We start from the raw sequence: 11,681 nt of genomic DNA, 5'->3' as shown, positions 1-11,681 counted from the left end.
TAAAATTTTTATATATAAAAATTATTTTTATATTTGTATTTTCATATTTGAAATCTATTTTTGTATATAGAAATAATTTCTTTTAAAAAACCAACAATATTATGTCAAATCCAGTTTTAGGTACCTTAATACATGCCATTGGAGGCGTAGCCGCATCAACCTGTTACGTTCCCTTTCAAAAAGTAAAAAAATGGTCTTGGGATTCATATTGGATTGTACAAGCGTCTTTCGCTTGGTTTATCTTTCCATTTTTAATAGGATTTTTAACCGTTCCAAACTTAATGAGTGTCTTTACCGATGCTTCTTCCACAGTATTATTTAATGCTACTTTACTGGGAGCCATTTATGGTTTTGGAGGTATGTGTTTTGGCTTTGCCATTCGTCATATTGGTTACTCCTTAACTTATACCATATCTATTGGGATATCGGCCATTTTGGGCACCATTGTCCCACTAATTATGCACGGCACTCTTATGGAAAAGTTTAACGGCCCTGGGGGTTATACTATTTTCTTCGGCATGTTTTTAGCTCTTATAGGCATTATTATTTGTGGTATTGCAGGCTATAGAAAAGAAAAAGATTTAAAAAACAATAATGCCAATGGTGGAGAACCTTTAACTTTTAATATGAAAAAAGGGTTGACACTTACCATTATAGCAGGAGTGTTATCTGCTGTTTTTGGAATTTCTTTAGAAGTTGGAGCCCCGGTAGCCGAAATTGCAGGAAATTATGGTGCAGGAAATTTTGAAGGAAATGCCAACTTAATCCTATCAACAGGCGGTGCCTTTATCACCAACTTTATTTGGTTCACCGTAGTGGGTCTTAAAAACAACACATTAAAAGAGCTCGTAGATATAAAAGGAGTAGGCAAACAAAACTACTATTTAAACTTAGGCATGTCTGTTTTAAGTGGTGCACTTTGGTACGGACAATTCTTCTTCTATGGTATTGGCCATGTGCAAATGGGAGCATATAAATTTGCCAGTTGGGTATTGCACATGTCCATGCTTATATTCTTCAGTTATATAGTAGGTATTGTATTAAAGGAATGGAAACAGGTAACCAAACGTACCTATTTCACACTGATTATTGCCTTGGTGGTTTTGGTGGTATCATTCATCATCATTGCCTACGGAAGTAAACTGGGCTCCGATGTTACTAATGGTCATTAAAAATGAAACCAATATGCCTTAAAAATAATAGATTAGATTTTGAATGAAATTCCATGAAAACGAAAAATAGAAGACGGAGGACTGAACTTCCTTTTAGTATCTACTCAGGTCAGTCGTCATCTGTCCAAAAATAATATCATCTTTCTAAACTAAAACAGGTTCAATAAATTACAAGTTTTTAACCTATAACCAGATAATAAAAAACATAAAATGAGTACTGAACGTATACAACTAAAAGGAATTACATGGAATCATAGTAGGGGATTTACATCTGTAGTAGCAACAGCACAACGTTTCTGTGAACTAAATCCTAATGTAGATATTGTGTGGGAGAAACGTTCACTTCAAGCCTTTGCAGATGAGCCCATAGACCAATTAGCAAAACGATACGATTTATTAATAATAGACCATCCTTGGGCAGGATTTGCAGGCAAGAACAATGTGATTTTACCCTTAGATGAGTACCTCCCCAAAGCATTCGTGAAAGACCTTGAAGAAAATACAGTTGGTCGTTCCCATGAGAGTTATTCGTCAAACGGACATCAATGGGCTTTGGCCGTAGATGCAGCTACACCAGTAGCTTGCAGTCGCCCCGATATTTTTGATGAAAAAGGCTTGGAATTACCTAAAACTTATGATGATTTATTAGCGCTTGCAAAACAAGGATTGGTTATCATGCCTGGGATTCCACAAGATACCCTGATGAATTTTTACATGATGTGCTGTAACTTAGGCGAAGAAGTTTGTACCTCTCCAAATGATGTGGTTAGTGAAGCCATTGGAATAAAAGCACTACAAATGCTAAGAGAACTGGCCGTAGAAATGGACCCACAGATTTTTGATTGGAATCCTATTCAAATCTTCGAGGCCATGACGCTAACCGACAAATATGCTTATTGCCCGTGGGCTTATGGCTATACCAATTACAGTAGAGCAGGCTATGCCCGTAAACTGTTACACTTCCATGATATGATTGAGATTAATGGTGTTGGTGCTATTTCCACTCTGGGGGGCACCGGATTGGCAGTTTCTGCTCAAACAAAATACATTGAAACCGTTATGAAATATGTAGAGTACACAAGTTCAGAAGCCTGTCAAAAAACGGTGTTTTTTGACAACGGCGGACAGCCGGGTCATAGAAAAGCTTGGACAGACGAACATACTAACGAAATATCGGCAAATTTCTTTAAAAATACCTTACCTGCATTAGATAGGGCATTCTTAAGACCGCGTTATAATGGCCATATGTATTTTCAAGATAGAGCAGGCGCACCAATAACAGATTATATGAAGAACGGAGGCGATGAAAAAGCCCTGCTCTCTCAATTAAATAAATTGTATAAAAAATCATTGGAAATTTAAATAGATGAAACCATTAGAAGGTATAACAGTTCTGGAATTCTCCCAATTTATGGCAGGGCCTTCGGCTGGTTTAAAATTAGCCGACCTGGGCGCACGTGTTATTAAAATTGAACGCCCTGTTCAAGGTGAAGGCTGTAGACAAATTGCTTTAAAGAATTTATTCTTAGACGGTAGCAGCCTGGTATTCCATACCGTTAATCGAGATAAAGAATCCTATGCCGCAAATCTTAAAGACCTCGAAGATTTAGAACGCGTAAAAAAACTAATTGCACAGGCAGACGTTATGACCCACAATTTTCGTCCGGGAGTGATGGAAAAAATCGGGTTAGATTACGATACCGCCAAACACATAAACCCTAAATTGATTTATGCCACAGTAACCGGATATGGCACTACTGGACCTTGGGCTAAAAAACCGGGGCAAGATTTGTTAATTCAATGTATGTCCGGCCTTGCAAATTTAACTGGTAATAAAGAGGATAACCCAACACCCGTAGGAGTTGCCGTCTCCGATTTAATAACTGGAACCCATTTAGTACAAGGCATTATAGCAAGTTTAATTAGAAAAGAAAAAACTGGAAAAGGTGCCCTTGTAGAAGTAAGCCTGTTAGAATCTACTTTAGATTTTCAATTTGAAGTCATTACCACCTATTTAAATGATGGCAACAAACAGCCTGTTAGAGCTAAACAAGGGTCTGCGCATGCTTACCTTGGTGCGCCCTATGGCATTTACAAAACCAAAGACGGCTATTTATCTTTGGCTATGGGAGATTTATCAAAGCTTGGACAAGTATTACAATGTGAACCACTAGCTGAATATTCAAATTCAGAATCATGGTTCACAGAACGAGATGTCATTATGGATATCCTGCGTTCGTTCTTAGTAAAAGAAACCACATCACACTGGTTGGAAATATTGGAGCAGGAAGGTATTTGGTGCTCTGATGTTTATGATTATAAAACCTTATTAAATCATGACGCATATAAAGTACTCCAATGGGACCAAAAATTATCTTTACTTTCAGGAGAAGAAGTACACACAACCCGTTGTCCCATTCGCATAAATGACAAACGCATTTTTGCCAGCAAACCCGCGCCGAGAGTAGGACAACATACAGAAGATATCATTAAAGAATTTAATCTATAATAGAAGATGAAACCATTACAAGACATATTAATTATAGATTTAAGTCAGTTTTTATCAGCGCCATCAGCAACCCTACGTCTGGCAGACCTGGGCGCCAGGGTTATTAAAGTTGAGCGCCCAGAAATAGGTGATATTTGCCGTCAATTATACGTTTCCAATACTATTTTAAATGGAGAATCATCCGTATTTAGAGCCATCAATAGAAATAAGGAAAGTTTTCAGGCAGATTTAAAAAACGATATTGACAAACAACGAGTACTAAAACTCATAGAAAAAGCAGATGTTTTGGTTCATAATTTTCGTCCGGGCGTCATAGATAGACTTGGCTTTGATTATGAGACCATAAAAAACATAAACCCGAAAATAGTCTACGGCGAAATTTCAGGATATGGTTCAGAAGGTCCATGGGCTAAAAAACCAGGACAAGATTTATTATTACAGTCTTTATCCAGCCTCACCTGGTTAAGTGGAAATGAAGGCAATGGCCCAACACCAATAGGCTTAGCTATAGCAGACATTTTATCTGGAGCACACTTAGCTCAAGGTATTTTAGCCGGTTTATTACAACAAACAAAAACAAGAACAGGTTGTAAAGTTTCGGTGAGCATGTTAGAATCTATCTTAGACTTTCAATTTGAATTCATCACCACTTTTTATCACGATGGCGGACAACCAACAGTTAGACCTAAACAGCACAGTGCCCATGCCTACTTAGGCGCTCCTTACGGGGTTTACCCAACCGCTAACGGCTATCTGGCTCTTGCTATGGGTTCCATTCCTTTTTTAGGAGAATTATTAAGTAATGATAAACTAAAAGAATTTCAAGATATTGAAAGTTGGTATAATCAAAGAGACGAAATCAAAGTGTTATTAGCAGACACCCTTGCACAGAAAACTACCGAACATTGGCTATCTGTTTTAGAGCCCGCAGACATTTGGTGCGCCAATGTCATGAATTGGGATGAGTTATTTCAACACGAAGGCTTTAAAGTAATAGATATGATTCAGAATGTTAAAATGGGCGATGGTTTTGAATACCAGACTACACGCTGCCCTATTAGAATAGATGGTGAAATTTTAAAATCACCTTTAGGATCACCAGCTTTGGGCGAGCATACACAAAGTATCATAAACGAATTAATTTCTGCATAATGGCAACAAAATTTAGAATTGCAGTACGAAAATTTGACGCCTTTGAATCGGCCATCGATAAAATATGGGAAAAGTATTGTCAGAAAACAGGCTGTAACCTGAAGCTAGAAGCTGTTTCCCTTGATTTACACCCATTACACGACACTATTTTAAAAGCCGAAGGTTTAAAAAACGGTAATTGGGATGTATCACTCATAAACACCGATTGGATTACCGAAGCTTACACATCTGGCTCTATAGAAGACTTAACCCCATTAATTGAAAAAAATCCACCAGAAGACTTCCCAAACGGATGGGCTAACTCTTTATTACAAAAACAAATCTTTGAAGGAAAAACAGTAGCATTACCGTTTCATAATGGACCCGAATGTTTAATTTACAGAAAAGATTTGTTCGAATCTGCAGAAGAAGGTATTGAATACTACCGCAAACATGGTAAATTATTGGAAATTCCGAAAACCTGGGATGACTTTATAAAGGTGGCAGAATTCTTTAACAGGCCAGAGCAAAATCTATACGGCACTACCTTTGCTGCCTATCCTGATGGACATAACACGGTTTTCGACTTTTGTTTACAACTTTGGACACGAGGGGGCAACCTTTTTGACCCAAATAAAAACATCAAGCTAAACTCAGAAGCCGCCATTGAAGGCATGGCCTTTTATAGAAAAGCCCTTAAAAACACAAATGCCATCCATCCAAATTCCAGGGATTTTGATTCCGTAAAATCGGGCATGGCATTTGCCAATGGCAATCTGGCCATGATGGTTAACTGGTTTGGATTCGCCTCTATGTGCGAGTTTTTAGAAGATTCCAAAGTAAAAGGCAAAGTTGACATTTCCGATGTGCCTGCTGGCCCCAACGGTAAAGGGTCTTCACTAAACGCCTATTGGATGTATGTGATTGGAAACGGCAGTAAACACAAAGACTTAGCTTATGATTTTATCAAATTTGCTGTCAATGCCGAAAATGACAAACTCCTTACTTTAGAAGGTGCCATTGGCTGTAGAAAATCTACATGGCACGATACCGATGTAAACAAAGAAGTCCCCTATTATCACAAACTGGAAACACTTCACCAAAACACCAAGTCGTTGCCCAGAAAATCAAATTGGTCTGAAGTTGCCGATGTTATAGACCAATTGGTTTTAGATGTTATAAATACCTCAGAACCTATTGAAAATATCTTGAACCAAGCTCAAGAAAAAATCAATCGTATAGAAAATATTTAATTATGAAACTCATTTATAAGCCAGAATTACCAAAAGAAAATAGACCCATTTATATTATTGGTGCAGGTGGTATTGTTCGCGACGCGCATTTACCCGCCTATAAAAAAGTAGGTTTTAATGTAACTGGAATCACTAATAGAACCAAACAACGTGCATTGGATTTAGCAGAAACATTCAACATTCCTAATGTTTATGATTCTGTTGAAGATATGGTAGCAGATGCTCCAGAAGATGCGGTATTCGACTTAACATTAATGCCTAGCCAATTTGTAGCTGTCCTCGAATTATTACCCGATGAAGCCGCAGTGTTAATTCAGAAGCCTATGGGTGATAATTATGAGCAAACTTTAGAAATTTTAAACGTTTGCCGCAGAAAAAAGTTAAAAGCAGCTATTAACTGTCAAATGCGTTTTGCCCCTTACGTAATGGCCGCTAAGTATTTAATAGAAAACGGGCATATTGGTGAGTTATATGACTTTGAAGTTAGGTTGTCCACGTATACACCATGGGAATACTTCCCTAATGTGATGCACCACCCGCGTTTGGAAATCCAACAGCACAGTATTCACTATATAGATTTAATACGGTCCTTCTTAGGAAACCCCAAAAGGGTGTATTCCAAAACGCTTAAGAATCCTGCTAAAACCATGTCTTCTACAAGAACTACCACTATAATGGACTATAGTGATGCCATTCGAGCTATTATCAACACCAATCACGACCATAATTTTGGCGAAAAGAACCAGGAGAGTTTTGTAAAATGGGAAGGCACCAAAGGCGCCATTAAAGCCAGAATTGGCCTGTTACTGGATTACCCAAACGGCAAACCAGACCTGTTTCAATACTGCATTTTAAAAGAAGGCGAAGCACCTCAATGGATTGAAGTAGACCTGGAAGGCTCTTGGTTTCCAGATGCTTTTATTGGCACCATGGCATCTTTGATGCGATATGTAGAAGGCTCATCCAACCTTCTTCACACCAATGTTGAAGATGTGGTGCATTCCATGGCCATAGTAGAAGCCGCTTACAAATCCAACAATGATGGTGGCATTTCACCCAATTACAATACATAAAACCAGACCCAAATGATAGCAACGCAATACAAAGGAAATAAGACATTTTCGGTTATAGAAAAAGAAATCGAAGCTCCGGTACAAGGTGACGTAAGAATCAAAGTAGCCTACTCAGGAGTTTGTGGCACAGATGTTCATATCTATCATGGTATGATGGATAAAAGGGTGGCCATGCCCCAAACCATAGGTCATGAAATGTCAGGCGTTATTGATGCCGTGGGGAGTGGCGTGAAAGGATTTAAAGAGGGAGATAAAGTTGTAGTACGCCCCTTAGACGACAGGAAAGCCAAACCTTCAGACAAAGGATTCAACCACATTTGTGAAGAATTGAATTTTATAGGGATTGATAGTCCTGGTTCCATGCAGCAATATTGGAATGTACCAGCATTCACTTTACATAAATTAAAAGCGAACACAGATTTAAAGTTGGCGGCTTTAATCGAACCCTTATCGGTAGCCACCCATGATGTTAGATTGAGTGGGTTGCAAGTTGGCGAAACTGCTGTAGTGCTTGGTGGTGGCCCTATCGGACTTTTAGTGGCTATGGTAGCTAAAGAAGTAGGAGCTCAGGTAATTATTTCAGAGGTGAACCCAACAAGGATTGAAAAAGCCAAATCCATGGGGTTAGAAGCAGTAAGTCCAATCGATGTAGACCTGGTAGAATATGTGCATTCTAAAACCGAGGGAAGACTGGCCGATGTCGTTTTTGAGGTAGCAGGCGTACAACCAACATTAAATATTATGACCGAAGTCGCCGGTATCAGAGGCCGTATCGTCATGGTGGCCATTCATGGGCAGCCAAAACCTGTGAACTTATTCAAGTTCTTTTGGAAGGAATTAAAGTTAATAGGCGCACGAGTTTATGAAAAAGAAGATTATGAAAAATCCATTGCACTGATTACTGCCAATGAATCGCCCTTTGAGGATATGATAACTGATGTACAACCATTATCAAACATTCAACAAGTATTCGAAAACATTGATAAAAATCCTGACGGTATGAAAGTCTTAATGGACTGCCAACTTTAAAAATAAATGTCACGCTGAGCACAGTAGAAGCATCTTCACAAAATCTTTAAATAAAACAAAAACATTAAAAATGAGTATCCTAAATAAATTCAGTTTAGAAGGAAAAACAGCTTTGGTAACCGGTTGTAAAAGAGGTATTGGTAAAGCCATGGCCATTGGTTTGGCAGAAGCAGGAGCAAATATTATTGGCGTATCGGTTTCATTGGAACCGGAAGGAAGTGAAGTTTCTAAAGCAGTAGAAGCAAATGGGAAAAGCTTTAGCGCATACCAATGTGATTTTTCAGATAGAAAATCATTATATGCTTTTATCGAGGCGGTTAAAGCAGACCACCCACAAATCGATATTTTGGTAAATAATGCGGGAACCATCTTAAGAACTCCTGCCGCTGAGCACCCGGATGATATGTGGGACAAGGTGATTGAAGTCAATCAAAATGCACAATTTATTCTGACTAGGGAAATTGGTAAAGAAATGGTAGCAAGAGAATACGGTAAAATTATTTTCACGGCTTCATTATTGACTTTCCAAGGCGGTATTACGGTGCCAGGATATGCAGCAAGTAAAGGAGCTGTAGGCCAGTTAACCATGGCATTTGCAAATGAATGGGCAGGAAAAGGTGTTAATGTTAACGCTATTGCGCCAGGATATATTTCAACAGATAACACAGAAGCTTTGCGCAACGACCCTGTAAGAGCCGAATCCATTTTATCAAGAATACCAGCAGGGCGCTGGGGAGAGCCTCAAGATTTTGCTGGACCGACCGTATTTCTAGCTTCAGATGCGGCAGCTTATATGAACGGGGCTATTGTTCTTGTTGACGGGGGCTGGATGGGCAGATAATAAGATTTAAAAACTAAAATAATGCATATAAAATCACAGTTTTACGAAGATTATAAATTAGGTCATAAAAGAGAAACTTTAGGGCGTACTATTACTGAAACGGACTTTGTGGTTCACGCAGGACATACCGGTGATTTTTTTCCACATCATATGGATTCAGAATGGTGCAAAACCCAACCCTTTAAACAACGTATCGCTCATGGTACCCTTACTTTTTCAGTTGGTATTGGTATGACCGCTACCGAAATAAATCCAGAAGCATTCTCAAAAGGCTATGACCGCCTGCGCTTTATAAAACCAGTACATATTGGAGATACCATTAAGGTGGTGGTAACTATAAGCGAAAAAAAGGATTCCAAACATGTACATTTAGGTCATGTAACAGAACACGTAGAAATCTTCAATCAACATGGTGAGCTAGTGTTGGTTTGCGACCATATTTTACTAGCAAAAAGAAAACACCACAACAAGTAGTTACATATCATTAAAAAAAACAGTATTAAAAACAGGTTGACCATAAAATAAAAATCATGAATAAAAGTATTGAATTATCAAACAGATTGGAAAAATGCTACTCAGGAGCCGTATACGATGTACTTAGGGCCATGGGCTACCCTAACCAAACATTACCCAATAATATTCGCCCTTTGAACATTGATAAAAAATTAGCAGGAACTGTTTTCACCGTAAGCGGACGTTATGACGATACTTTAGACCCTCATGAAACGCTACTGCAATGGACCGCTTTGCTCTCCAAAGCACCTAAAGGAAGCGTCATAATTTGTCAACCTAACGACGATAAGCTTTCGCATATGGGAGAATTATCTTCTGAAACACTCCAATTAAAGGGTATTAGAGGGTATATTGTAGACGGCGGATGTAGAGATTCTGATTTTATAAATAAAATCGGCTTTAAAGTGTTTTGTAAATATTACACGCCTGTAGATATTGTTGGCAGGTGGGTTGCAGATAGCTTTGAGGAACCTATTAAAATTGGAGACGTTGATATCAATACAGGAGACTATGTTATGGCCGACAGAGATGGTATTGTTGTAATACCTCAAAATATATCGGAAGAAGTCATCGAAAAAGTAGAAGAAGTTTTAAGAACCGAAAGCTTAGTTAGAAAGGCAATTATGAATGGGGTCGATCCTCAAAAAGCTTATCTAAAATATGGGAAGTTTTAAGGTGGACTTGCAATAAAAAACTGGACAGTTAATAGAGAGATTATGCAGCTAGATTATTGTTATACATTTCTAAATTGGGATAATAAAATATTTTGTGTTTTAGCGATTTGTTAATTGAAAAATGATTTTGAAATTCGTAGGCAAAAAATTTAACTTTAAATTTTTATCTTATGAATACAGAATTAGAAAAACAATTAGATGCCTTAATCGGCAAGATTAGCAACAAGGAAGACTTTGAACAAGTTAAGACAGAACTGCTTAAACGTAGTATTGAAACTCTTTTAAAAGCAGAAATGACAACACATTTAGGGTTTGATAAAGGCAAAGAACCACTGGCAAGCAATACTCGAAATGGTTTTTCAGAAAAGACTCTAAAAACTCAAAATGGCGAGCAACGTATACAAATTCCAAGAGACAGGGAATCTAGTTTTGATCCTGTTATTGTACCAAAGCATCAATCTATAAGACAAGAGTTAGAAGATTGTATTCAGCTATTATATGCAAAAGGCATGAGCAATAGCAATATTATTGATTTTATAGAAAACACTTATGGTGTAATACCAATTTAAATTCATAAAGTCGTATTGAAAGCATTTGTATAATGGTAATTACTCGTTATGGATTTAATAAGGTCATTACTCATATTGTTGACGCTATTGTGTAGCCATTTTTTTAAACTTTCCATAGTTTCAAACCGTTGATTTTTGTATCTGTTTTTAATGTACTGCCAAACTTGTTCACACGGATTTAGTTCTGGTGCATAAGGTGGTATTCTGAGTAAGAAAATATTATCGGGAACCGTTATGTTTTTTGTAGAATGAAAGCCTGCATTATCAATAACAACAATCTTATATTCTTTGGGTTTATATTTTGAAAATTGTTTTAAATAGGCTTCAAATATAGCGGTATCCACACCGTTTATTTCCCAAACAAAGTTATCCCCATTTATTGGAGAATAGCTTCCGTATAAATAGGTTGTTTTAAATTTATGCTGAAAATTCACAATTGGCTTCACGCCTTTTGCTGTTAAACATTTTCCTAAATGTGTCATAAGCCCAAACCTAGACTCATCTTGAAAATATAGATTCACAACTTCATACTTATCTTTATTTAGACTTAATCTAATGTTGTTTAGCGTATTAGGTAGTTTTTAAAAAAGCAGTCACTGCTTGGTCATCTTTTTTGTAATGAGACTTTCTTGGACTTTTGAGTTTGGTTTTAAAATGTTTAATTAAATGATATCTTAACAAATGGTAACTTACTGAAACTTCATATTCAGATTTTACCCAATCCACGGCATCCCAATAACCTAACAATGGATTATCACTTGAGTTGACTCTTTTTTCTAACCCTTGGTGAATTTCTTTAGTAATAATTCTGGACTTTATATCTTTAGGTTTATCAGATAATAATAATAATAATAGACTATTTGGATTTCTATATTTCAGGTCTTAATAATGATTTCTTTAAGTGGTTCCCAATCTTT

12 protein-coding genes and 1 pseudogene are annotated in these 11,681 nt (G+C 37.4%); 11 read left to right on the top strand and 2 right to left on the bottom strand.

The annotated features are described in order from the left end of the window. The first annotated feature begins 101 nt into the window (after positions 1-101). The 11 genes and pseudogenes from L3X37_RS04155 to L3X37_RS04105 all read left to right on the top strand — a co-directional run. Positions 102-1,172: an L-rhamnose/proton symporter RhaT gene (locus L3X37_RS04155; protein ID WP_237238908.1), complete on the top strand. Its 1,071-nt coding sequence runs from the start codon at positions 102-104 to the stop codon at positions 1,170-1,172. Positions 1,173-1,382: 210 nt separating this feature from the next. Further along, on the top strand, positions 1,383-2,534 hold the full coding sequence (locus tag L3X37_RS04150; protein WP_237238907.1) for an ABC transporter substrate-binding protein: 1,152 nt from the start codon (positions 1,383-1,385) through the stop codon (positions 2,532-2,534). A 4-nt stretch (positions 2,535-2,538) separates the two neighbouring features. After that, positions 2,539-3,681, top strand: a complete 1,143-nt coding sequence (locus L3X37_RS04145) for a CaiB/BaiF CoA transferase family protein (RefSeq protein WP_262910782.1) — start codon at positions 2,539-2,541, stop codon at positions 3,679-3,681. Positions 3,682-3,687: 6 nt separating this feature from the next. Then, complete coding sequence (locus L3X37_RS04140) at positions 3,688-4,833, top strand: CaiB/BaiF CoA transferase family protein (protein ID WP_237238905.1); 1,146 nt, start codon at positions 3,688-3,690, stop codon at positions 4,831-4,833. Then, positions 4,833-6,065, top strand: coding sequence for an ABC transporter substrate-binding protein (locus tag L3X37_RS04135; protein WP_237238904.1), 1,233 nt, complete (start codon positions 4,833-4,835; stop codon positions 6,063-6,065). Before L3X37_RS04140 ends, L3X37_RS04135 begins: the two co-directional genes overlap by 1 nt. Before the next feature lie 2 nt (positions 6,066-6,067). After that, positions 6,068-7,138 carry a Gfo/Idh/MocA family protein gene (locus L3X37_RS04130; protein WP_237238903.1) on the top strand — a complete coding sequence of 357 codons (1,071 nt, stop codon included), beginning with the start codon at positions 6,068-6,070 and terminating at the stop codon, positions 7,136-7,138. Between the two features lie 12 nt (positions 7,139-7,150). Next, positions 7,151-8,167, top strand: a complete 1,017-nt coding sequence (locus tag L3X37_RS04125; protein ID WP_237238902.1) for a zinc-dependent alcohol dehydrogenase — start codon at positions 7,151-7,153, stop codon at positions 8,165-8,167. 76 nt (positions 8,168-8,243) lie between these two features. Then, complete coding sequence (locus tag L3X37_RS04120) at positions 8,244-9,008, top strand: SDR family NAD(P)-dependent oxidoreductase (protein WP_237239070.1); 765 nt, start codon at positions 8,244-8,246, stop codon at positions 9,006-9,008. 21 nt (positions 9,009-9,029) lie between these two features. Then, the gene (locus L3X37_RS04115) at positions 9,030-9,482 is read left to right on the top strand and encodes a MaoC family dehydratase (RefSeq protein ID WP_237238901.1); all 453 of its coding nucleotides are present in this window, start codon (positions 9,030-9,032) and stop codon (positions 9,480-9,482) included. Between the two features lie 56 nt (positions 9,483-9,538). Next, on the top strand, positions 9,539-10,195 hold the full coding sequence (locus tag L3X37_RS04110) for an RraA family protein (RefSeq protein ID WP_237238900.1): 657 nt from the start codon (positions 9,539-9,541) through the stop codon (positions 10,193-10,195). A gap of 170 nt (positions 10,196-10,365) precedes the next feature. Continuing rightward, positions 10,366-10,752 (top strand): annotated as a pseudogene (locus L3X37_RS04105) (transposase); the annotation flags it as partial. A 14-nt stretch (positions 10,753-10,766) separates the two neighbouring features. Here the strand turns inward: L3X37_RS04105 and L3X37_RS04100 are convergent. Next, complete coding sequence (locus L3X37_RS04100) at positions 10,767-11,321, bottom strand: IS630 family transposase (protein WP_369409873.1); 555 nt, start codon at positions 11,319-11,321, stop codon at positions 10,767-10,769. A 13-nt stretch (positions 11,322-11,334) separates the two neighbouring features. Then, positions 11,335-11,490, bottom strand: coding sequence for a winged helix-turn-helix domain-containing protein (locus L3X37_RS15375; protein ID WP_369409872.1), 156 nt, complete (start codon positions 11,488-11,490; stop codon positions 11,335-11,337). Between the last annotated feature and the right edge of the window lie 191 nt (positions 11,491-11,681).

It is taken from the genome of Wocania arenilitoris (genome assembly GCF_021728535.1).
Lineage (GTDB): Bacteria > Bacteroidota > Bacteroidia > Flavobacteriales > Flavobacteriaceae > Wocania_A > Wocania_A arenilitoris.
Note: the sequence above shows the minus strand (reverse complement) of the source record. Positions and strands in the feature narration are given on the sequence as shown.

Excerpts from the sequence above, each read along its gene's own strand:
- L3X37_RS04155 (WP_237238908.1), top strand. The coding sequence starts at position 102 with ATGTCAAATCCAGTTTTAGGTACCTTAATACATGCCATTGGAGGCGTA.
- L3X37_RS04150 (WP_237238907.1), top strand. The coding sequence starts at position 1,383 with ATGAGTACTGAACGTATACAACTAAAAGGAATTACATGGAATCATAGT.
- L3X37_RS04145 (WP_262910782.1), top strand. The coding sequence starts at position 2,539 with ATGAAACCATTAGAAGGTATAACAGTTCTGGAATTCTCCCAATTTATG.
- L3X37_RS04140 (WP_237238905.1), top strand. The coding sequence starts at position 3,688 with ATGAAACCATTACAAGACATATTAATTATAGATTTAAGTCAGTTTTTA.
- L3X37_RS04135 (WP_237238904.1), top strand. The coding sequence starts at position 4,833 with ATGGCAACAAAATTTAGAATTGCAGTACGAAAATTTGACGCCTTTGAA.
- L3X37_RS04130 (WP_237238903.1), top strand. The coding sequence starts at position 6,068 with ATGAAACTCATTTATAAGCCAGAATTACCAAAAGAAAATAGACCCATT.
- L3X37_RS04125 (WP_237238902.1), top strand. The coding sequence starts at position 7,151 with ATGATAGCAACGCAATACAAAGGAAATAAGACATTTTCGGTTATAGAA.
- L3X37_RS04115 (WP_237238901.1), top strand. The coding sequence starts at position 9,030 with ATGCATATAAAATCACAGTTTTACGAAGATTATAAATTAGGTCATAAA.
- L3X37_RS04110 (WP_237238900.1), top strand. The coding sequence starts at position 9,539 with ATGAATAAAAGTATTGAATTATCAAACAGATTGGAAAAATGCTACTCA.